The sequence below is a fragment of the Paracoccus endophyticus genome, from assembly GCF_003286075.1.
Classification (GTDB): Bacteria; Pseudomonadota; Alphaproteobacteria; order Rhodobacterales; family Rhodobacteraceae; genus Paracoccus; species Paracoccus endophyticus.
On record NZ_QLUV01000011.1, the window covers coordinates 66653 to 88492 of the forward strand.

The following is a 21840-nucleotide window of genomic DNA, read 5'->3' on the forward strand; positions in this document are numbered from 1 at the left end:
TCCCGGCATCGTGACCGGCCAGCCGGCCTGTTCCGTGCAGGCCCGTCCGGTTGGTCGCTGCCGTTCGACGGCCCGACGGGGTGGGAAATCGCCCCCGCATCCACGCCGCGGCTTGTCTGGGCGGCGCGCGCGCCTTACATGACCCCCAAAGCCGTGCGGGCCGTTGGGCATACGTGGCTCAATCGCAAGGGCGGCCATGATGACATCATCCGACGACACGTCGACGCCGCCAGTGCGTCAGGCCAAGAACTGGGTCCGGGTTCTGGCCAAGTACCGCGAGCCGTCCACGCGCCGCAGCATCTTCGAGCTGGTCGTCACGCTGGTGCCGTTCCTGCTGCTGTGGGGGCTGGCTTGGGCGGCCATGTCGATCAGCCATGCGCTGACCCTGGGCATTGCGCTGCTGAACGGGCTGTTTCTGGTGCGGATCTTCTGCATCCAGCATGACTGCGGCCACGCCTCGTTCTTTCACAGCCGCCGGGCACAGGACTGGGTGGGCCGCTGCCTGGGCGTCCTGACGCTGACCCCCTATGACGTCTGGCGGCGCACCCATTCCATCCATCATGCCCAGCACGGCAACCTGGACCAGCGCGGCATCGGCGACGTCCTGACGCTGACGGTCGCCGAATACCGCGCACGCGGCCGCTGGGGCAGGCTGCTGTACCGCCTGTACCGTCATCCGCTGGTCCTGTTCGTGCTGGGGCCGAGCTATCTGTTCCTGTTGCAGAACCGCCTGCCGCTTGGGCTGATGACCTCGGGCTGGCGCTACTGGATCTCGGCCATGGGGACGAACGCCACCATCGCCATCGTCCTTGCGCTGATGATCTGGCTGGGCGGGATGATGCCCGTGCTGCTGATCTATATTCCGACCTCGCTGATCGCCGCGACCATCGGGGTGTGGCTGTTCTATGTCCAGCACCAGTTCGAGCAGACCCACTGGTCCGACAGCGACGAATGGCAGCTGCACGAGGCTGCGCTGGCGGGATCATCGCATTACGTCCTGCCCGGGCCCTTGCGGTGGCTGTCGGCCAACATCGGCATCCATCACGTCCATCACCTCTACAGCCGCATCCCCTTTTACCGCCTGCCCGAGATCCTGCGCGATCACGCCGAACTGGCAGCGGCGCAGCGGCTGACGCCGCGCGAAAGCCTGCGGTCCGTGAACCTGCACCTGTGGGACGAAAAGCTGAGCCGCCTGACATCCTTCCGCGAGGCGCGGCTGCGCTACGGCGCGGCCTAGGCGCCGCAGCACGAGACGTTTTTCCTGCTCGGGCGTGCCGGCCGGGCCGGGCCTTGCCGGCCGAGCCCGGCCCTTTTCACAGCGCGACGGTCGCCTGATCGTCCTTGTGGTCGGCCTTGGGGTCGATCCCCAGCAGCGACTTGATCCCGGCCACCAGGCTCGACCCATCCAGCCAGATCTCGGCCTCTTTGGCGTCAAGCCGCAGCAGGCGCAGCTTGGGGTCGTCCTTGCCTTTCTCGAACCACGCCGCGGCCTGGGGATTCCACAGCTTGTCCACCATGGCGCGGTCCTCCGACAGCGTCAGGCTGCCGCGGATCGAGGCGTAGAGATCGCCCTTTGCTGCAAAGGTGGCGATCGCACGACGCCCTTCCTTGACCGCGTCGACGATGTGATTGTCGGTCGAGGCAAAGAACCAGATCGGGCTGCGATCCTCGTCGATCTGGGCGGCCATCGGGCGGGCGAAGCCGTCCTCGACGCCGTCCACCCCCAGCATCATGATCCGGTCGGATTTCAGCGCCTTCCAGAAGCGCGCTTCGATCTGCGAGTCGTCGGCCATCACGTGTTTCCTTCGGTATCAAGGGCAATCTGGGCATGCTGGATCACCGTCCAGTCCGCATGGGACCGGCGGCGATAGACAGAGGTGCAGGCGGCGTTGAAGCGGGTTTCGCCCTTGGCCACCGAGACGCGATAGCCGAGGACGATCAGACCCTTTTCGGGGCGGCGCACCTCGCGGTCCGAGAACGAGACCCTGTCCCAGTCAGGCGTGCCGCTGACCGCCTGGATCGCGGCCTCGCCCGCAAAGACATGAGGAGCGCGGCTCAGCGACATGACGCAGTCGGGATCGACCCGTTTGTGATAGCGCTCCTCGCCGCCGTGCCACAGGCTTTCCTCAAGGTGCCAGACTCGTTCGTCATCCATCGCAAACCCCCGTCGAACCGTCCTGCCTCAACTGCCCAGCGGTTGAGCCGTTCCGTGGAGCGGGAATTTTTCTGGCACGGTCGTGCCACGGCTCGGACGCCCGCCCGGCTGACCCGCTGCGCGACGGGACGGCCCCTGCACCGCGCCCGGATCAGAGTCCGCCCGACGGACTTCGACACGGCGCGCCGCCATCCAGGACCCGACGATCAAGGCCACCGCGGCACCGGACGGCGCCCCTTACCCGATCCACAGCCGCAGCCCCCAGGCGACGGCGGCCACCGTGCCGACCCCGCCCAGATACAGCGCCACGAACCACGCCAGCCTGCGGCCCATCAATGATAGCCCGCGTCCGCGCCGACCTTGCCGCGGAACACCCAATAGGAATAGGCGGTATAGACCAGGATCACGGGGATCAGCAGGATCACCCCCACCAGGAAGAACTTCTGGCTGGTTTCCGGGGCGGCGGCGTCGTGGATGGTCAGCGCGCCGGGGACGATCCAGGGGAACATGGACACCCCCAGGCCCACGAAGCACAGCGCGAACAGCGCCAGCGTCAGCACAAACGGCCAGTGGTCGCGCCGGGCTGCAAGGCTGCGCAGCAGGGCCAGGGCCACCAGCGCCGTCAGCAGCGGCACCGGCGCGGCGATGGCCAGCGTGGGCCAGGTGAACCAGCGCCGCCAGTAGTCGCCCTGAAGAAACGGCGTGGCCAGGCTGACCGCGGCGATGGCCGCCAGCGTCGCAAGGGCAAGCGGCCGGGCCAGCGCATAGGCGCGATCGCGCAACCGCCCCTCGGTCTTCAGGATCAGCCAGCTTGCGCCAAGCAGCGCATAGCCCAGGCAGACGCTGATCCCGGTCAGGACCGTGAACGGCGTCAGCCAGTCCCACCAGCCGCCGGCATAGGCGCGCCCCTCGACCGCGACGCCCTGCAGGATCGCCCCCAGCGCGACGCCCTGCGCCAGCGCCGCCACCAGCGAGCCCAGCACGAACCCCCGATCCCACCAGTGGCGGCGCCGGATCGAGCGGAAGCGGAACTCGAACGCCACGCCGCGGAAGACCAGCCCCAGCAGCATCGCGATCACCGGCACGTAAAGCGCGGGCATCAGCACCGCATAGGCCAGCGGGAAGCCGGCAAGGACCGCGCCGCCGCCCAGCACCAGCCAGGTCTCGTTGCCGTCCCAGACAGGGGCGATGGTGTTGACCATGATGTCGTGATCGCCCGGATCGTCGACCAGCGGGAACAGCAGCGCGATCCCCAGGTCAAAGCCGTCCATCACGACATACAGAAACACCGCAAAGGCCGTGGTGAAGGCCAGGATCGTGGTCACGTCCATGTCCAGGCCCATCAGCGCAGCTCCCGTCCGGCGGTTGCGGCCGCGGCCCCGCCCGGGACGATCCCCGCGGCGCGCTGGGGCGCCCCGCGCACGGGTCCGTGTTCGTCGGGCATCGGTGGGCGTGCCATCATCCGCAGCATATAGACGACCCCGGCCGCAAACACCGCCGCATAGACCAGGACAAAGGCGATCAGCGACACGCCGACCGCGGGCGCCGCGATGGGCGACACGCTGTCGGCCGTCCGCAGAAGCCCGTAGATCGTATAGGGCTGGCGCCCGGCCTCGGTCGTGACCCAGCCGGCCAGGACCGCGACGAAGCCGGCCGGACCCGCAAGCAGTGCTGCGCGGTGCAGCCAGCGCCAGTCGTATAACCGCCCCTTCAGTCGGGCCAGGCCCGACCACAGGCCGACGGCCAGCATCAGCAGGCCCAGGCCCACCATGACCCGGAACGACCAGAACACCACCGGCACCGGCGGCCACTGGTCGCGCGGCACGCTGTCCAGCCCGGACATCGCCGCGCCGCTGTCGTGCATCAGGATCAGCGAGCCCAGTCCCGGAAGGCCCACCGCATGATCCAGCGTGCCCGTTTCCATGTTCGGCAGGCCGAACAGATACAGCGGCGCGCCCTCGGGATGGCTTTCGAAATGCCCTTCCATCGCCATGATCTTGGTGGGCTGGTGGTCCAGCGTGTTCAGCCCGTGCCGGTCCCCCGCGACGATCTGGACCGGCGCCACCAGCAGCAGCATCCACATCGCCATGCTGAACATCACCCGGCTTTCCGCCGTCGCCCGCGCCCGCAGCAGGTGCCACGCCCCGGCCGCCCCCACCACCAGCGCGGTCGTCAGATACGCGGCCAGCACCATGTGGACCAGCCGATAGGGCAGCGAGGGGTTGAAGATCACGGCCCACCAGTCGGCGGGCAGGAACTGGCCGTTGTCCGCGACGACATGGCCCTGCGGCGTCTGCATCCAGCTGTTCACCGCCAGGATCCAGAAGGCCGACAGCAGCGTGCCCAGGGCCACGGCATAGGTGGCAAAGGCGTGCAGCCCGCGGCCCACGCGGTCCATGCCGAACAGCATCACGCCCAGGAACCCGGCCTCGAGGAAAAAGGCCGACATCACCTCATAGGCCATCAGCGGCCCGATGACCGGCCCGGCCCGGTCGGAAAACACCGACCAGTTGGTGCCGAACTGATAGGACATGACGATGCCGGACACGACGCCCATGCCGAATGCCACGGCAAAGACGCGCACCCAGTACTTGAACAGGTTGTGATAGACCTCGCGGCCGGTGGCCAGCCACAGCGTCTGGACCACGGCAAGATAGCTGGCCAGACCGATGGTGAAGGCGGGAAACACGATGTGGAAGGACATCGTGAAGGCGAATTGCATCCGCGCCAGCAGCACGGCGTCGAGCGATTCAAACATGGTCCCCCCTCACGCGGTCGGCCTGAGCACAAGGGGCCAGACCGCCGACCGCTTGTCCACCACCAACGCGGCCGGGTCGCCATGCTGCTGGCGCAAAGCCGATCCGGGTCGCGCCGGGGGGGCTTCTGCGGCGTGCCTTGCCGGGAAACCGCGGCCGACAGCCTGTGGCCCCTGACCGTGACCGCCCACGGTTTGGCCCCGTTTTCCAGCCGGCAGGACGACCGAAAAGGCCCCGGGTCCAAGGAAGGCCGCATGTTGAAAGGGCACGAGCCGGCGCCGCCGGAACCCATGGTCCGCGTCAGTCCCGCGGCCGCCCGGACCCGGACCATGGCCAGAATGAACTCGGGACAGGGGTCGTGGACCCACAGCGCCGCACCGCTTGCGCGCGTGGGGTTAAGCGGGCACCATCCGCCCGCCATGTCCGTGACCTACCTCGATCATTTCGGTCTTCGTCAGGCTCCCTTTGGCCTCCTGCCGAACCCGGCCCTGTTCCATGGCTCGCGGGCCCACCAGCGCGCGCTCGACTGGATCGAGAACGGGGTCGCCGCCCGCGCACCGATGCTTTGGCTGTCCGGCGAGGCGGGCACCGGCAAGACGACCCTGCTGCGGCGGCTGCTGGACCGGCACGACACGGACTGGACGACCGGGCTCGTCTCGGCCCTTCATGCCCGTCCCGACGACATCCTGGATCAGGCGCGCCATGCGTTCGGCCTGCCCGACAACGGCGACGGTCCCGCCCCGGCGGCCGATCAGATCCGCCGGTTCGCCCGGCAGATCCGGGCCGATGGCGGGTTCGTCGTGCTGATGGTGGACGACGCGCAGGCGCTTGACGCGGACGGCCTGCTGGCACTGGCCTCGCTGGTCGGGGACACCGCCGAGGGCAGCGCCCTGACGCTGCTGCTGGCCGGGCGGCCGGACCTGCGCGCCCTGAGGGAGGCGCCCGCGGTGCGCGGCCTGCCCGTCGCGCAGGATACCCATGTCCTGGCCCCGCTGAGCGAGGGCGACACCGCAGCCTATGTCGAGCATCGGCTGGACCAGTCCGGCGCGGACGCGCCCATCTTCACCGTGGGCGCGATGCAGATCCTGCATTCCCTCGGCCATGGCGTGCCCCGGTTGATCAACATCACGGCCGACTGCTGCCTGGCGACCGCGGCCGCAGAGGGGGTGTCGCGGCTCGACGGGGCCTGGGTCAGCGCCGTGCTGCACGAGGCGGGCGACCTGCTGAACCAGCGTGCAGAGCGGGCGAACGAAAGCTGGTCGCAAGCCGCCATCCCGGCCGACGGGACGCCGCCGCAGGTCCAGGGCACGCCGCAGCGGCTTGCGGCGCCGGTCATGGATCGTGCCGCCGTGCGGGACAGGACGGCCCCCGACCTCGCCCTTGCGCCTGCCGCGGGGCAAGGCGTGCCTGCGGCCGCGGCGCATGCCCCCGCGCCCTATCCGATGGCCGATCCGGTGCCGCTTTCATCGCGGCGCAGACCCGGCCCGCGCCTGGTCCTGGGGCTTGCGGCGGCGGCTCTGGCCAGCGGCGCGGCGTATCTGTGGCTGCCGTCCCGGCAGGCGCCCGCCCCGGCCGCAACGGAGGCAGCGCCCCCGGCCGTCAGCGCAGCCGTGGACCAGCAGGCGGCCGCGCCCGCGGCCAGCCCGCCTGTTCCGTCCCCCGTGCCGCTGCAAGCGCCGGTGCCGGTGCCGCAGCCGGTCGCGATCACGTCAGAGCCGACGGTCACGGTCCTGATGCAGCGCGCCTTGCAGTTCGAGACGCAGGACCCCGCCCAGGCGGCCCTTGCCTATGCCCGCGCGGCGATCCGCGGGCATGACCGCGCGGCCTATTACCTTGGCCAGCTTCATGAAACTGGCATGGGGGTCGAGGAAAGCCCGGGCACGGCACGCCTGTGGTATGCCGCGGCAAGCGAGGTGCCGGCGGCGCAGCAGCGATTGCGGACCCTGTCCGGGGCCGCCGCGCTGCCCGGCACGCCAGCCCCGCCCCAACCCGTCTTTCAGGCTAGGCTGAGCGACGGGTCGAGCGAGATGATCTGGCGCGTGCCCGACGGGGTCACACCCGTCCGGTTCCGGGTCGAAAGCTTCGGACCCGAGGACGAGCCGATGTCCATCCGCACCACATCGGTGCCGGGACTGCTCGTGCCGTTCCCGGTCAGCGCCTGGCGCGTCACCGCGGTCGGCGCGGACGGTTCGGAAAGCGCGCCCTCGGCGATGGTCCGCATGATCCCGGCGGACGAGTAGCCCTCCGCCAGGAGGGACGCCATCGGAGGGACGCCAAGGCAGGCGTTCAGGTCCGGCGGACGGTCCGGGGGGTCCGGCAGGCCCGCCGCCCCCCGTGCGCGCCCCCGTGCGCGCCCCCCGATCAGCACCCCAGCGTGGAGCAGATGTATTCGCGGTAGGCGCGGTTGGCTTCGCTTTCGGCGGGCTGCGCGGCCTGACCGGGCTGCGCGGGGGTCGCGGGGGCGAGCGGGGCTTCGCACTGAAGCTCGTACCCCGGCTGGATACCGGCGTTGACGCAGTTGCCGATGTCCCAGCCCGGCGGAATGTCCTGCAGGTCGACGTTCTTCCACTTGGGATGGCCGCTTTCCTGCAACTGCGGCAGGCGCGTCAGCATCAGGTTGGACAGGTCGGACACCGCCTTGCAGCTTTGCCTCTGATAGCTGTTGCCCTGGGGGTCATAGTCATAGGTCATCAGCAGCGCCTTGACCGCGATCCCCTCCACCGCCTCGGGCTGGAACGGATAGGTGTTCGCGGGGATGGTCGCCTCGTCATAGACGCTTTTCAGCGTCTCGTCCGCGATCGGCACCAGGTGGAACTGCTTCCCGTCGATCTCGCCTTCGGCGAACAGGGCGGTCGGGGCGCCTGCGACATAGAAGAAGGCGTCGATGTCCCCCGCCTTCAGCGCGGGCAGCGCATCGGCGGGCGCGATCTGGCGCCGTTCGGCAGGCTTGGCGCCGGTCAGGTCCAGCACCAGCGATGCGGTCAGGAAGGTGCCGCTGTTCTCGACCCCGATCGCCACGCGCTTGCCGGCCAGATCGGCGATGCTGTCGATGTCCGACCTGGCCAGCAGGTGGACCTCCTCGTCGTACAGCGGGAAGGCGATGCGCACGCCATAGATGGCCCGCGCCACGTCGGGATCGTTGGCGGAATAGGTCTTCAGATACTCAAGCACGTCGTTCTGCACGATGCCGAACTGGGTGTTGCGGCGCGTGCGCACGGCCATGAAGTTTTCCAGCGACCCTGCGGACTCGATCACCTCCAGCGTCTGGCCGCATTGCGCCATCAGCCCTGCCAGATCACGGCCGATCTGGATATAGGTGCCCGTCGCGCCGCCGGTCATCACCGCCTTGCCGAAGTCCTGCGCGGTCGCCGGGATCGTCGCCAGCGCCAGAATCGCGCCAAGCGCCGCGCCGAGCCATCTGGTCTTGCCCATCTCGTCTTCCCTCCGTTGTCCGCTCTGCGGCGGCCGTGATGTCAGTTGCAGGGGCCAAGCTCGGCGACCAGGGTCAGCAGGGTCTGCCGGTTGATCTGGCCATAGGCTGCCCGCAGCGCCTCCGGCGCGCATTCCCCCTCGCTCAGGCGGCGCTGCAGCTCGGCGCGCTCGGGCCCGTTGCCAAGCGCCGGCGCGCGCGCCAGGGCGGCCTCGATCTGCTCGGCCGTCCATCGCGCTTGCGGGGTGGGCGCCGCGGCCGGCGGTTCCGCAGCCGCCTGCGTGGCGGGCGGCGGTTCTGCGGGCGCTTCCGCCTGGGCAGGAACGGGCGGCGCCTGTGGGGCGGGCGTGGCTGCCGTCGCCTCGGCGGGCGCGGGGTCCGCCTCCTGCGCCTGTCGCGCGGCGGTCAGTCGGGCGACCTCCTGTTCCAGCGCGCTGCGCGACTGTGTCATCCGTTCAAGGTCCGCTGCGGTCTCGGCCAGCGCCGCCTCGGCAGTGGCGCGACGCTCCTCGACCGAGGCAACGGCCTGCTCGGCCTCGGCCCGGCGGCGCTCGGCCTCCAAGGCCGCTGCCGTCGCGGCGGTCTGCCGGGTCGTCGCCGCCTCCATCCCCTGCCGGAGTTCCGCCTCGCGCTGCTGCATCTCGGCCAGCGCCGCCTCCGTCTCGGTCCTGCGGGTCTCCAGCGCCGCGATCTCGGCCTGTGCGGCGTCCCGCTGCGCGGCCAGATCGGCGGCCTGCTGCTGGGCCTGGGTCAGCGCAGCCTCTGCCTCGCTGCGGCGGGCCTCCAGCGCGGCGATCGCGTCCTCTGCCGCCTTGTTCCGCGCCGCCAGATCGGGGGCCTGCTGCTCGGCCTGCGTCAGCGCAGCCTGCGCCTCGCTGCGGCGGGCTTCCAGCGCAGCGGTCTCGGTCTCTGCCGCCTCCCGCTGCGCGGCCAGATCGGCGGCCTGCTGCTGGGCCTGGGTCAGCGCGGCCTCTGCCTCGCTCCGGCGGGTTTCCAGTGCGGTGGTCTCGGTCTCTGCCGCCTCCTGCTGCGCGGCCAGATCAGGGGTTTGCTGCTGAGCCTGCGTCAGCGCGGCCTGCGCCTCGCTGCGGCGAGTCTCCATCGCGGCGATCTCGGCCTGTGCCGCCTCACGCTGCGCCGTCAGGGCGGCGGCCTGCTGCTCGGCCTGCGTCAGCGCGGCCTGCGCCTCGCTGCGGCGCGTTTCCAGCGCGGCGATCTCGGCCTGTGCCGCCTCACGCTGCGCCGTCAGGGCGGCGGCCTGCTGCTCGGCCTGCGTCAGCGCGGCCTGCGCCTCGCTGCGGCGCGTTTCCAGCGCGGCGATCTCGGCCTGTGCCGCCTCACGCTGCGCCGTCAGGGCGGCGGCCTGCTGCTCGGCCTGCGTCAGCGCGGCCTGCGCCTCGCTGCGGCGGGTCTCCAGCGCGGCAATCTCGGTCTCTGCGGCCTCCCGCTGCGCCGCCAGATCGGCGGCCTGCTGCTCGGCCTGCGTCAGCGCGGCCTGCGCCTCGCTGCGGCGGGTCTCCAGCGCGGCGATCTCGGTCTCTGCGGCCTCCCGCTGCGCCACCAGATCGGCAACCTGCTGCTCGGCCGTGCCAAGCGCCTTGCGGGCATCGGCGATCTGCTGCTCGAGCGTCGCGCTCTGCTGACCGAGATCCTTCAGCCGCGCTTCGGAGGCGGCCGTCTGCTGGCGCACGTCGGCCAGACGCGTTTCCGCATCGGCCAGGGCGGCCTGATCCGCGGCCTGGCGGGCGCCGGCCTCGCGCAGCGCCGCCAGTTCCTGGCGCGTCGCCTCCAGCTGGGTTGCCGCCTCGACCCGCGCCTGTTCCGCCTGCTGGCGGGCGGTATCGGCGTCGGCCAGGCGCGCCCGCAGATCGGCCAGCTCCTTGTCCGCGCCTGCCTGCGCGTCCGCGCGGGTGCTGGCCTGCGCGGCAAGGTCCTCGGCCTTGGCCAGCCGGGCCTCGCGCTCGGCCAGGGCGGCCTCGGCCGCCGCCAGTCGCTGCGCCGCCGCGGCGGCCTCGGTCCGGGCGGCCTGCAACTGCGAGGCCAGGTCCTCTGCCTTGCCCGAGACGGCCTGCACTTCCTGATTGCGCTCGCCCAGCAGGCGGTCGGCAGCAGCCGCCTTGTCCTCGGCCGCGCGCGCCTCGGCCCGGGCCGTTTCCAGTTGCTCGATCAGGTCCGTCGTGCCCGGGGCGGACAGTTCGCGCGGGGACGCGGCGGCGCCCCGCACCTGCCCCGCCGCCAGTTCTGCGCGCATGGCCTCGACCTGACGGCGCAGGTCGGCGGCCTCATCCTCCATCAGGACGATGATTTCCCGCAAGGCGCTGGCCTTTGCCGGCGATGGCGGCTCGGCAGGGGCCGCGGTGTCTTGCGCGACGGCCCCGTTGGCCAGGACGGCCCAAAATGCGCTTGCGGCAAGAAGCCTGATCACATCCCACCTCGTTTGCCGACATCAAGCGCGATCCTGTCCAGACCTGTCAAGCATGGCCATCGCGGGGGTCAATCTCGGGGGCCGGACGATGTCGATGCCGCAGGGAAAGGCGCGGCGTGCCGTGCGGCGGCCGCGTCTGCCCGGGGCGCAGCCGGCCGACCCGTCCGATCCCGCACCAGACCGCCCTGCCGGCGATGCCGAAAGGCTGCCGGACGGCCTGGCGGACAGCGGCGCCCTGCGACGCCCGCCCGGACCCCAGACCCAACGTGGCCTCAGTGCGACATCAGCACTGGCAGGGTCGCAGTCTCCAGGATGTCGCGGGTGACGCCGCCCAGCAGGTCCTCGCTGAACTTGCTGTGCTCGTAGGCGCCCATGACAAGCTGCCCTGCGCGCAGCTCGGCGCAGGCGTCCAGGATCGTGCGACCGATGCCGCCCGGACCCGCGGGGCGCACCGCCAGATCGGCGTCGATGCCGTGCCGCGACAGCAGCCGCAGCACGTCCTGCCCATAGTCCGGCCCCAGGTCGGCGCCGACCCCCAGCAGCGTGACCCTGTCCTTGGTGCCCAGGATGTGCATCGCATCCGCAAGCGCGCGGGCCGAGGCGCGCTTGCCGTCCCACGCGACCACCGCCGATTCCACGATCGTTGGGGCGTCGTATTCGGGCGGCACGATCAGCACCGGCCGGCCGCTTCGCAGGGCCACGACATCGGGGCGTGTGGCAAAGTCGCTGGTCCGCGGCCCCGTCGGGGCACTGCCCATCACGACCACGTCGTGACCGGCGGCCGCCTGGGCGATGCCGTTGCCGTTCCGGCCCTTGATCTCGACGAACTCGGCCCGGTCCTGCAGGCCGGCCTCTGTCACGCTGGCCGTGAAGGTCTGCTGGCGCTGCTGGAAGAACTCGGCTTCCGCCTGGTCGAGAACCCGGTCGATCTCGCGCGTGAAGAACGAGCCGGGACGGTTGCGCATCGGATTGGGCGCCTGCCACAGGACGGCGGTGATCCAGGCGTCGTATTTCCGGGCCATCTGCAGCGCCATCCGCAGCGCCCCTTCGCCGCCGCCGTTCCCGAGATAGGTCGTCATGATGCTGCGGATGGCCATAACCGATGCTCCTGTGTGCGGGCGTGATGGCAGGGATAATGAAAGCTCGGGCAGGCAGCTTCAATCGGCGCGTTCCGGGGGATCCCTGCCGCCAGGTGTCCGGGCTGGTCCAGTGGGCGGGCAGCCGTGCGTTCACGCATCGGCCTGCCTTGCACCGGCGCGGGCGCCGGCCAGGCGCAGCAGCCCCCACCAGCCCCCCGACAGGACACCGACGGCAAGCGCCGTCCCGAGCGCGGGCCCGGAGGGGAGCGCGACATCGAAGGTCGCCGCGAGCGATGGGAGCAGGAGGATCAGGCTGATCACCAGCGCCGCTGCCGAGGCGATGGCGAAGAAGACGCGGTGAGAGGCGGCGAAAAGACGGGTTCCCGGCTCTGCCGAATTGGCAAAGGCAAGGGCAAGGTTGGCGGTGACCAGGCCGACCATGGCCATGGCACGGGTCTGGGGCTCGGGGATACCCCGGCCGAGCGCAAGGATGTAGAGCGCGAGGAGCGCCGCGAGGATCACGCCGCCCTGCACGATGCCAAGAAGAAGCTGGCGGGTGCCGAACAGCGGCTCGTCGGCCGGGCGCGGCGGACGGTCCATGGCGCCGCGCTCGCCCGGCTCGGCCTCGAAGACAAGCGCGCAGACCGGGTCGATCACCAGTTCGAGCAGGACCACATGCGCGGGAAAGAGGATGGGCGGCAGGCCCAGCAGGATGGGCGCCAGCGCAAGCCCCGCGATCGGGACATGCAGGGCGACGATGTAGGTCAGCGCCTTTCGCAGGTTCCCGAAGATGCGCCGCCCCAGCCGCACGCCGCCCACGATCGAGGCGAAGCGGTCGTCCAGAAGCACCAGGTCCGCCGCCTCGCGCGCGACATCGGTGCCGCGCAGGCCCATGGCGATCCCGATATGCGCGGCCTCCAGCGCGGGGGCGTCGTTGACGCCGTCGCCGGTCATCGCCACGATCTGCCCGTCGGCCTTCATCGCCTCGACCAGCGCCAGCTTCTGCTCGGGCAGGACGCGGGCATAGACCCTTGCAGCCCGGACCCGTTCGCGCAGGGCATCGGGGCCGAGCCGGGCAAGGTCCGGGCCGGTCACGACGCCCGCGGCTGTATCGATGCCCGCCGCCGAGGCGATGGCGAGCGCGGTCGCCGGATAGTCCCCGGTGATCATCACCACGTCGATCCCCGCATGACGGGCCCGCGCGACCGCAGCAGGCACATCGTCGCGCAGAGGATCCTCGAAGGCCAGAAGGCCGTCGAAGGCAAACGCAAGCGCGTCGGGACGCCGGGCGGCATCGATCAAGGGCACCCGGACGCTGGCAACCGCCAGAACGCGCAGCCCTTGCGTCGCCATCCGGCCGACTGCGGTGCCCAGCAGGGCGATCCTGTCTGCGGGCAGGCGGCAGAGCGCAAACACCGCCTCGGGCGCGCCCTTGGCCGCGATCAATGCGCTCTCACCCTCGGCCCAGCACTGGACGAACGCCAGGCGCTCGGGACGAAGGGGATGCGTCGCCAGAGGAGCGCCATCGCTTTCGCCCGCCAGTTCGCGCACGGCGCGGTCCATCGGGTCCACCGGCCGCGGCGCCGAGGCGAGCGCCGCAATGCGAAGGAGGGGCTGGAACGGTTCGGGAACCGTGCCGGTGCGGACGACCGCCATTTCCCCCGCGTCTTCCGTCCACAGCGCGGCCAGCCGCATCCGGTTCTCGGTCAGGGTGCCGGTCTTGTCCACGCAAAGCCGGGTCGCGGCCCCGAGCGTCTCGATCACCGCCGAGCGGCGCACGAGGACGTTCTCCTTCGCGAGTCTCCGGGCGCCGAGCGCCAGGAAGATCGCGAGGACCATCGGAAACTCCTCGGGCAGAAGGGAGATGGCCAGCGTGATCCCTGCAAGCGCCCCGTTGATCCAGTCGCCGCGCAGAAGACCATAGGCCAGGACGACCAGCCCGCAGAAGGCCAGCGCCAGCGAACCGAACCACGCGATGAGCCGGGCTGTCGTGCGCTGAAGCAGCGTGGGTTCCGCGGCGATGGCGGCCAGCGATACGCCGATGCGGCCCAGACGCGTCGCGGTCCCGGTCCGCAGGATCAGCGCAGTGCCCTGCCCCCGCACGACCATCGTCCCGGAATAGAGCCAGGGCGTCGCCTCGCCCCCGGGGTCGGCATCCGTCGTGGCCTCGCCGGGGGCAAGCAGGCGCTTGGCGACGGGGACGGATTCGCCGGTCAGGGCGGATTCGTCGACCGTCAGGGCGTCCCCGGCCACAAGCGCCGCATCGGCAGGAAGCCTCTCTCCTTCGGCCACCAGGATGACATCGCCCGGAACAAGGTCGCGCGAGGGCACCTGTTGCTCGACACCGTCGCGCAGGACCCGGGCCATGGGCCTGGCCATGTCGCGCAGGGCTGCAAGGGCGCGTTCGCTTCTGGATTCCTGAAGGACCACCAGCCCCACCGTGGCCGCCGCGCCGAAGACCAGAAACAGCCCTTCGCCCAGGTCCCCCAGCAGCAGGTAAAGCGCGGCCGCGCCGATCAGCAGCAGGAACATCGGCTGGCGCAGGGTGGCAAGCGCAATCCCCAACGCGCCCTTGCGCGGCGGCTCGGGCAGGGCGTTCGGGCCGGTCTCGGCCAGCCGGCGCGCCGCCTCGGCCGCGGTGAGGCCATCGGCCCCCGCAGAGGGAACGATTTTCACGCGGACCCCCCGGCCTTCACCATGGCTGACGGACCAGGGTGTTCCCGGCCCCGCCGCGGCCCGATCGTGTGACGCGGACCATGGCCGCGCACACGGGGATGAACCCTGAACAGCACGTGCTTTCCCCTGTCCCCTGCCTCGTGGGATCGAACGGCCCCTGGTCGTTGCAGCACCGCTTTCCCTTGCGCCGTCGGCGCCACCCGCACAGGGGCAGTCCGCAAGCCATGCTCATCTCGTCGGCGCCCTCTGGCAAGCTCTGACACCATGCTCGTGCAGCCTTGCCACCTTGCCGGGGGGTCATGCTCATGCCGATGGCGCCGATCCGCAACCCGGCAACGAAAGCGGCCGACCGATGGGCCGGCACTCGTCCCCCCAGAGGATCGGGACCAGCATCCGGCCCTTGCGCCCGGCCCCCCGCTTGCCGCAGACACAGGATCATCGTTGCGCAAGAGCATGTCCGTGACCGAAATTATGGGTGCCGACTCGCCAGCCGAGCATCAAGGACGCAGGGGTCGGCCTTGTTCCCCCAAGGACCCGCCGATGGACGCCCCTGTCCCGATCTTCCGCGCGCATGGCCTGACCAAGACCTACCGCTCGGGGACCGTCGAGGTGCAGGCGCTGCGCGGCGTGGACTTTCAGGCGGCCGCGGGCGAGTTCATCGTGATCCTCGGGCCGTCCGGCTCGGGCAAGTCCACCTTCCTCAACATCATCGGCGGCCTCGACCAGGCGACCTCGGGCGAGGCCTGGTTCATGGATCACGAGCTGACCCGTCTTTCGGATGCCGGGCTGACCCGCTATCGGCGCGACCATGTGGGCTTCGTGTTCCAGTTCTACAACCTCGTTCCCTCGCTGACCGCGCTCGAGAACGTGCGCCTCGTGACCGAGATCGCCCGCCGCCCGATGAGCCCGCGCGAGGCGCTGGCCATGGTCGGGCTTGAGGATCGGGTGGACCACTTTCCGGCGGAACTGTCCGGGGGCGAACAGCAGCGTGTCGCCATCGCGCGGGCCATCTCCAAGAACCCCGAAGTCCTTCTGTGCGACGAGCCTACGGGGGCGCTCGACTCGGCGACCGGCGTGCGCGTGCTCGAGGCGCTGATGCGCGTGAACGAGGCCATCGGGGCCACCACGCTGGTCATCACCCACAACGCCGCCATCAAGGACCTTGCCCATCGCGTCGTCCGCTTTGCCAACGGCGGCATCTCGGGGGTCGAGGAAAACACGACGCGCAAGTCCCCCGCCGAGGTCAGCTGGTGATCCGGCTCGCGCCCCTGCACATCAAGCTCCTGCGCGATCTGCGCAGGCTTTGGGCGCAGGCTCTGGCCATCGCGCTGGTGATGGCGGCAGGCGTGGCGACGCTGGTGCTGGGCGTGGGGGCCACGGATGCGCTCGATCGCACGCGCGAAGCCTATTACGAGGAAAACCGCTTTGCCGATGTCTTTGCTTCGGCCACCCGCGCGCCCGAGGCGCTGCTGGCCGAGATCGAGGCCCTCGATGGCGTTCTGGACGCCGAGGCGCGGATCGTCCGGCTTGCCCTGGTGAATATGCCCGACATGGCCGAGCCGGGCAGCCTTCTTCTGGTTTCGGTGCCGCGGGCCGAGGGGCTCAACCGCCTTCACCTGCGGCAGGGGCGCCTGCCCGAAGCCGGACGGGCGGATGAGGCCGTGGTGTCGCAGGACTTTGCCGCCGCGCATGGCCTGTTGCCCGGGTCAGACGTGCAGGTGCTCATCAACGGGCGCAAGCGTCAGGTGACGATCACCGGGATCGCCATATCGCCGGAATACATCTATGCCCTCGGGCCCGGCGACATGATGCCCGATCCGCGCCGCTTCGGCATTGCGTGGATGCCGCACGACAGCCTTGCCGCGGCCTTCGATCGCCAGGGCGCCTTTGACGACCTGGTGCTGAAACTCGTCCCCGGCGCGTCCGAGCCGCGGGTGATCGCGCGTCTGGACACGCTTCTGGAACCCTACGGCGGACGGGGGGCCACCACGCGCAAGGACCAGATGTCCCATGCCTTCCTCGACGCCGAACTGCGGCAGCTTCGCGGCATGAGCCGGGTTCTGCCGCCGATCTTCCTGGCGGTGGCGGCGTTCCTTGTGAACATGACCCTCTGGCGCCTCATCACGCTGGAACGCGAGCAGATCGGGCTGCTGAAGGCCCTGGGCTATGGCCCCTGGGCCATCGTGCGGCACTATGTCGGCTTCGTGGCGGCCATCGCGGCGATCGGCATCGCCATCGGCTGGGCGGCGGGGGCCTGGATGGGGGCGGGGCTGGCGGGCATCTATGCCCGTTTCTTCGACTTTCCCTATCTGATCTTCACCCAGAATCCCCGGCCCTATGCTGTCGCCGCCCTTGTCACGCTGGGCGCGGCGGTCGCCGGGGCCGTGGGTGCGGTGCGGGCCGTGGCGTGGCTGCCGCCCGCGGTCGCGATGTCGCCCCCGGCGCCGGTCCGCTATCGCCGGCTCTGGGGCGGCGCCCTGGAACGCCGCGTCCGGTTCCGGCAGAGCGCGGTCATGACCGCGCGCCATCTTCTGCGCTGGCCGGTGCGGACAGGGGGCGGCGTCCTCGGGGTGGCCTTCGCCGTCGCGGTGCTGGTCGGCTCGCTCTGGAGCTTCGGCTCGATCGAGCGGATGATCGACCTGACCTTCACGCAGACCGAACGGCAGGACGCCACGCTGGTCTTTGCCGAGGCGAGGCCCCATGCCGCGCTGTATGCCGTCCGGCACATGCCGGGCGTGCTGCGGGCCGAGCCCGAGCGGGTGGTGTCGGTGCGCCTGTCGCATGGACCGGCCGAACGCCGCGTGGGCCTGGCCGGGGTTGCGGAAGGCGGGGACCTGTCGCGCCTGCTTGATCCGACAGGCCAGCCCATGGCCCTGCCCGATGCCGGCGTGGTGCTGTCCGAGGCGCTGGCCGATCTGCTGACGGTGCGAGTCGGCGACGAGGTGGTCGTCGAGGTGCTGGAAGGCGACCGGCGCGTGACCCGGCTGCCGGTCAGCGGGCTGAGCCAGGGCTATGTGGGCCTGGGCGCCGCGATGCCGCTGTCCGCGCTGAACCGGATGCTGGGCGAGGGCGCGATGATCAGCGCCGTGCGCCTGACGCTTGATCCGGCGGCCCTGCCCGCGTTCCATGCGGCCGTCAAGGACACGCCGCAGGCAGGCTTTCTGTCGTTGAAGTCGCTGACGCTCAGCCGCTTTCGACAGACCATGGCCGAGAACATCACCATCTCGACCACGGTCTACCTGAGCCTTGCGGCGATCATCGCCTTTGGCGTGGTCTACAACTTCGCCCGCATCTCGCTGTCCGAGCAGGGGCGCGAACTTGCCAGCCTGCGGGTTCTCGGCTTCACCCGCGCCGAGGTGGCGGGCATCCTTTATGGCGAAATCGCGGTCGTGGTTCTTCTGGCCCAGCCCTTGGGCTGGCTGATCGGGACGGGATTTGCCGTTCTGGTCGTGCGCGCCTTCAGTTCGGAACTTTACCGGGTGCCGCTGGTGATCGGCCCCGAGGTTTATGCCTGGGCAAGCCTGGTCGTGATCGCGGCCGCCCTCGCCTCGGCCCTGCTGGTGCGCGGACGCATCAACACCCTGGACATGGTCGAGGTCCTCAAGACAAGGGAATGAGATGATCCGGCGCGTTGCATGGGCTGTTCTTGTGTTGATGGTCGCCGCGGGCCTTGCCTGGGCGCTCTGGCCGCGCGCCATACTGGTGGACACGGCGCCGGTCGGGCGGCAGGACATCGACGTGCTGATCGAAGAGGAAGGCGAGGCCCGCATCCGCGAGATCTTCACGGTCTCGGCGCCGATGCCCGGCCATATGTCGCGCCAGGATCTTCACGCTGGCGACGAGGTCATCGCCGGCAGCACGATCGTCGCGCGGATCAGTCCCGCCGACCCTGCCCTGCTCGACCTGCGGTCGCGGCGGATCGCCGAGGCCACGCGCGACGCGGCCGAAGCGGCGGTCGGCCTTGCCAAGGCCGAGCTTGCCCGTGCGCGGGCGCAGGGGGACTATGCCCGATCCGAGTTGAGGCGCGTCGAGGCGTTGGTGAACCGGGAAGCCATGCCCGCGCGCGCCCTGGACGAGGCGCGTCTTGATGCGGCTGCGGCGCAGGCGGCGGTCGAGAGCGCGCGGGCCAACCTCATGGTGCGAGAGCGAGAGCTCGAGAGCGCCAGGGCCGCGTTGATCGAGGGCAGCGGACAGGCGGGCAATGGGGGCTGCTGCGTCGAGATCGTGGCACCGGCCAGCGGCCGCATCCTGCGCGTGCTGACCGAAAGCGAGCAGGTCGTCACCGCGGGTACGCCCCTGCTGGAGATCGGGGACCCGTCCGACTTGGAGATCGTGGTCGAGCTTCTGTCGTCTGATGCCGTGCGGGTTGAGGCCGGGGCCCCCGCCACCCTGGACGGCTGGGGCGGCCCGCCGCTGGCGGCGCGCGTCACCCGCGTCGATCCGTCGGCGGTCACGCGCGTGTCGGCCCTGGGGATCGAGGAGCAGCGCGTCACGGCCGTCCTGGCGCCCGAGGACGATCCGGCCCTGCGGCAGCGACTGGGGGACGGATATCGCGTGATCGCGCATATCGTCGTCTGGCAGGGCAAGGGGCTGACAGCCGTGCCGGTCGGCGCGCTGTTTCGCAGCGGGGACGCATGGGCCGTGTTCCGGGTCGAAGCCGGTCGCGCGAGGCTTACCCCCATCGAACTGGGCGAACGCAACCAGGACTGGGCAGAGGTGCGGAGCGGGCTGAAACCCGGCGCGCTGGTGATCCTGCATCCCAGCGACCGCATCGCCGACGGCGTCCGGGTGACGACAGCAGAGGTGCCGGAAACGGGGCCATGATCCGCCGACGGTCGACCCTGAGCCCCACGGGCGCGCAGGGCGATGCGTGTGGCGAGAAAGGGAGATCACGAATGCGGGCGATGATTTTAACGGGCAGATCGCCTTTTTTGCACGCGCGGGATCTGCCGCAGCCCGCGCCCGGACCGCACGAGGTGCTGATCCGGGTCGAGGCCTGCGGGGTCTGCCGCACCGACCTGCACATCGTGGACGGCGAACTGTCCGCGCCCCGGCTGCCGCTGATCCCCGGCCACGAGATCGTCGGTCGCGTCGAGCAGACAGGCCCCGGCGTGTCGGGGCTGTCCACAGGCCAGCGCGTCGGCGTGCCCTGGCTTGGACAGACCTGCGGCCACTGCCCCTATTGCGCCATGGGGCGAGAGAACCTGTGCGATGCGCCGCTGTTCACGGGCTATACCCGCAACGGCGGCTATGCCGACTATTGCGTGGCCGACGCGGGTTATGTGTTTCCCCTGCCCGAGGCCGCCGATCCGGTTGCGCTGGCTCCGCTGCTCTGCGCGGGGCTGATCGGCTTTCGCAGCTATCGCATGGCCGGGCCGGTGCAGCGGCTGGGGCTTTACGGCTTTGGCGCGGCCAGCCACATCCTGTGCCAGATCGCCCGGCATCAGGGGGTCGAGGTCTTCGCCTTCACCCGCGACGGCGACGAGGCGGCGCAGGACTTCGCCCGCGCGCTGGGGGCGGCCTGGGCGGGCGGGTCGTCCGAGCCGGCCCCTGCCCTTCTGGACGCCGCCATCATCTTTGCCCCCGTGGGCGCGCTGGTGCCGCTGGCGCTGCGGGCGGTGCGCAAGGGCGGCCGGGTCGTCTGCGGCGGCATCCACATGAGCGATATCCCGGCCTTTCCCTATGCCGATCTGTGGCACGAGCGCGAGATCGTCTCGGTCGCCAACCTCACCCGCGCGGACGGCGAGGCCTTCTTCCCGCTGGCCGAGGCCGCCAGGGTCCGCACCCAGACGGCACGCTATCCGCTGGACCGCGCCAACGAGGCGCTGGACGACCTGCGGCACGGCCGCCTTCAGGGCGCGGCGGTGCTGGTCCCCTGAGGGATGGCCCAAGGGGCAACTGCCCCGGCCGGTCGCGGGCACGGAAACCTTGGCAGGACGGTTGCCCGTCTGACAAAGTGGACGGGAAACCCTTGTCTTCAAGCATGGCGGTGCCTCATGCCCCTCTCGTCCCCGCTGGTCATCTGGTTCGAGGATCTTGCCCGGGACGATGTCCCGAAGGTGGGCGGAAAGAACGCCTCGCTGGGCGAGATGGTCGCGCGGCTGTCCGGGGCGGGCATCCGCGTGCCGCCGGGCTTTGCCACCTCGGCCGACATGTTCCGCGACTTCCTGGCCGCCAATCGGCTGAACGAAGGCATCGACGAGACGCTTGCCCGGCTTGAAAAGGGCGAGGTCACGCTGGCCGAGGCCGGCCAGACCATCCGCGCCGCCATCTGTGCCGCGGACTGGCCCGAGGAGGCGCGGCAGGCCATCCTGACAAGCTATCGCGAGCTTGCGCGCCGCACGGGCGTGGCCGAACCCGCGGTCGCGGTGCGGTCCAGCGCCACCGCCGAGGACCTGCCCGACGCGAGCTTTGCCGGCCAGCAGGAGACCTTCCTGAACATCCGGGGCGAACCCGCCCTGCTGGACGCCTGCCGGCGCTGCTATGCCTCGCTTTATACCGACCGGGCGATCACCTACCGCCGTCTCAAGGGCTTCGAGCACGCGCGGGTCGCGCTGTCGGTGGGCGTGCAGCACATGGTCCGCTCTGACGTCGGGGGCGCGGGCGTCATGTTCTCGATCGACACCGAGTCGGGCTTCGACAAGGTCGTTCTGATCAACGCGGCCTGGGGCCTGGGCGAGACGGTGGTGCAGGGAACCGTCAGTCCCGACGAATACCAGGTGTTCAAGCCCCTGCTCGACCAGCCCGGATGCAGCCCCATCATCGAGAAGACACTGGGCGCCAAGGACCGCAAGCTGGTCCACGGGGACGGCGATGGCGCAGCCACCCGCGATGTTCCCACCACCGCCGAGGAACGCGCGCGGTTCGTCCTTTCGGACGCGGAAATCCTCGATCTCGCCCGGCAGGCCTGCGTGATCGAGCGCCATTACGGCCGGGCCATGGACATCGAATGGGCCAAGGACGGCGAGACGGGGCTGATCTACATCGTCCAGGCGCGGCCCGAGACCGTCCGCTCGGGCGGCAAGGGCACGTTCCTGTCCTATCGGATCGGACAGCACGGCCGCGAGTTGCTGCGGGGCCTCAGCATCGGTGAGGCCGTCGTGGCGGGCACCGTCTGCCTGATCGAAAGCGCGCGCGACATTGACCGCTTCGTCGAGGGATCGATCCTCGTGACCTCGACCACCGACCCCGACTGGGTGCCCGTGATGAAGCGCGCCGCCGCCAGAGAGTGTCCGATCTTCTGTGTATCGCTGATCTGGTCCATGCTTCCTGAGAGGAGCAAGGACGATGACGATTTCCAACGAACTGCTGGACGAGTT

General features: G+C 70.5%; 15 protein-coding genes. 7 read left to right on the forward strand and 8 right to left on the reverse strand.

The window, feature by feature from the left end:
- Positions 1 to 199: 199 nt before the first annotated feature.
- Positions 200 to 1237, forward strand: coding sequence for a fatty acid desaturase (locus tag DPQ23_RS12375; protein WP_112875123.1), 1038 nt, complete (start codon positions 200 to 202; stop codon positions 1235 to 1237).
- Between the two features lie 76 nt (positions 1238 to 1313).
- Here DPQ23_RS12375 and DPQ23_RS12380 read toward each other — a convergent pair whose 3' ends face one another.
- The 4 genes from DPQ23_RS12380 to DPQ23_RS12400 all read right to left on the reverse strand — a co-directional run bounded on the left by DPQ23_RS12380 (position 1314) and on the right by DPQ23_RS12400 (position 4913).
- On the reverse strand, positions 1314 to 1793 hold the full coding sequence (locus tag DPQ23_RS12380; protein WP_112875097.1) for a pyridoxamine 5'-phosphate oxidase family protein: 480 nt from the start codon (positions 1791 to 1793) through the stop codon (positions 1314 to 1316).
- A complete protein-coding gene (locus tag DPQ23_RS12385; RefSeq protein ID WP_112875098.1) occupies positions 1793 to 2155 on the reverse strand; it encodes a DUF4440 domain-containing protein in 363 nt (120 codons plus the stop codon). The genes DPQ23_RS12380 and DPQ23_RS12385 overlap by 1 nt, the downstream gene beginning before the upstream one ends.
- 332 nt (positions 2156 to 2487) lie before the next feature.
- Complete coding sequence (cydB, locus tag DPQ23_RS12395) at positions 2488 to 3498, reverse strand: cytochrome d ubiquinol oxidase subunit II (RefSeq protein WP_112875100.1); 1011 nt, start codon at positions 3496 to 3498, stop codon at positions 2488 to 2490.
- Complete coding sequence (locus DPQ23_RS12400; RefSeq protein WP_112875101.1) at positions 3498 to 4913, reverse strand: cytochrome ubiquinol oxidase subunit I; 1416 nt, start codon at positions 4911 to 4913, stop codon at positions 3498 to 3500. The genes cydB and DPQ23_RS12400 overlap by 1 nt, the downstream gene beginning before the upstream one ends.
- Before the next feature lie 327 nt (positions 4914 to 5240).
- Between DPQ23_RS12400 and DPQ23_RS12405 the strand changes: the two genes are divergently transcribed.
- Complete coding sequence (locus DPQ23_RS12405) at positions 5241 to 7151, forward strand: ExeA family protein (RefSeq protein ID WP_162630734.1); 1911 nt, start codon at positions 5241 to 5243, stop codon at positions 7149 to 7151.
- 121 nt (positions 7152 to 7272) lie between these two features.
- On the opposite strand, the gene DPQ23_RS12410 is transcribed toward DPQ23_RS12405, so the two are convergent.
- From DPQ23_RS12410 to DPQ23_RS12425, 4 genes are all read right to left on the reverse strand, one after another.
- Positions 7273 to 8343 carry a TAXI family TRAP transporter solute-binding subunit gene (locus DPQ23_RS12410; RefSeq protein WP_112875103.1) on the reverse strand — a complete coding sequence of 357 codons (1071 nt, stop codon included), beginning with the start codon at positions 8341 to 8343 and terminating at the stop codon, positions 7273 to 7275.
- A 41-nt stretch (positions 8344 to 8384) separates the two neighbouring features.
- Positions 8385 to 10655: a coiled-coil domain-containing protein gene (locus DPQ23_RS12415; protein ID WP_162630735.1), complete on the reverse strand. Its 2271-nt coding sequence runs from the start codon at positions 10653 to 10655 to the stop codon at positions 8385 to 8387.
- Positions 10656 to 11038: 383 nt separating this feature from the next.
- Entirely contained in the window at positions 11039 to 11863 is an 825-nt protein-coding gene (locus DPQ23_RS12420) for a universal stress protein (protein ID WP_112875105.1), read from the reverse strand.
- A gap of 132 nt (positions 11864 to 11995) precedes the next feature.
- On the reverse strand, positions 11996 to 14521 hold the full coding sequence (locus DPQ23_RS12425; RefSeq protein ID WP_205961460.1) for a cation-translocating P-type ATPase: 2526 nt from the start codon (positions 14519 to 14521) through the stop codon (positions 11996 to 11998).
- 540 nt (positions 14522 to 15061) lie between these two features.
- Between DPQ23_RS12425 and DPQ23_RS12430 the strand changes: the two genes are divergently transcribed.
- From DPQ23_RS12430 to DPQ23_RS12450, 5 genes are all read left to right on the forward strand, one after another.
- Positions 15062 to 15775, forward strand: coding sequence for an ABC transporter ATP-binding protein (locus DPQ23_RS12430; protein ID WP_112875106.1), 714 nt, complete (start codon positions 15062 to 15064; stop codon positions 15773 to 15775).
- Complete coding sequence (locus tag DPQ23_RS12435) at positions 15772 to 18138, forward strand: ABC transporter permease (RefSeq protein WP_112875107.1); 2367 nt, start codon at positions 15772 to 15774, stop codon at positions 18136 to 18138. Before DPQ23_RS12430 ends, DPQ23_RS12435 begins: the two co-directional genes overlap by 4 nt.
- 1 nt (position 18139) lies before the next feature.
- Positions 18140 to 19345, forward strand: coding sequence for an efflux RND transporter periplasmic adaptor subunit (locus DPQ23_RS12440; RefSeq protein WP_112875108.1), 1206 nt, complete (start codon positions 18140 to 18142; stop codon positions 19343 to 19345).
- Positions 19346 to 19425: 80 nt separating this feature from the next.
- Positions 19426 to 20400, forward strand: a complete 975-nt coding sequence (locus DPQ23_RS12445) for a zinc-dependent alcohol dehydrogenase family protein (protein WP_276310562.1) — start codon at positions 19426 to 19428, stop codon at positions 20398 to 20400.
- 117 nt (positions 20401 to 20517) lie between these two features.
- The coding region (locus DPQ23_RS12450) for a PEP/pyruvate-binding domain-containing protein (protein WP_276310560.1) at positions 20518 to 21840 on the forward strand (1323 nt) is incomplete at its 3' end.

Excerpts from the sequence above, each read along its gene's own strand:
- DPQ23_RS12405 (WP_162630734.1), top strand. The coding sequence starts at position 5,241 with ATGGCCAGAATGAACTCGGGACAGGGGTCGTGGACCCACAGCGCCGCA.
- DPQ23_RS12430 (WP_112875106.1), top strand. The coding sequence starts at position 15,062 with ATGGACGCCCCTGTCCCGATCTTCCGCGCGCATGGCCTGACCAAGACC.
- DPQ23_RS12380 (WP_112875097.1), bottom strand. The coding sequence starts at position 1,793 with ATGGCCGACGACTCGCAGATCGAAGCGCGCTTCTGGAAGGCGCTGAAA.
- DPQ23_RS12375 (WP_112875123.1), top strand. The coding sequence starts at position 200 with ATGACATCATCCGACGACACGTCGACGCCGCCAGTGCGTCAGGCCAAG.
- cydB (WP_112875100.1), bottom strand. The coding sequence starts at position 3,498 with ATGGGCCTGGACATGGACGTGACCACGATCCTGGCCTTCACCACGGCC.
- DPQ23_RS12440 (WP_112875108.1), top strand. The coding sequence starts at position 18,140 with ATGATCCGGCGCGTTGCATGGGCTGTTCTTGTGTTGATGGTCGCCGCG.
- DPQ23_RS12385 (WP_112875098.1), bottom strand. The coding sequence starts at position 2,155 with ATGGATGACGAACGAGTCTGGCACCTTGAGGAAAGCCTGTGGCACGGC.
- DPQ23_RS12420 (WP_112875105.1), bottom strand. The coding sequence starts at position 11,863 with ATGGCCATCCGCAGCATCATGACGACCTATCTCGGGAACGGCGGCGGC.
- DPQ23_RS12445 (WP_276310562.1), top strand. The coding sequence starts at position 19,426 with ATGATTTTAACGGGCAGATCGCCTTTTTTGCACGCGCGGGATCTGCCG.
- DPQ23_RS12400 (WP_112875101.1), bottom strand. The coding sequence starts at position 4,913 with ATGTTTGAATCGCTCGACGCCGTGCTGCTGGCGCGGATGCAATTCGCC.
- DPQ23_RS12410 (WP_112875103.1), bottom strand. The coding sequence starts at position 8,343 with ATGGGCAAGACCAGATGGCTCGGCGCGGCGCTTGGCGCGATTCTGGCG.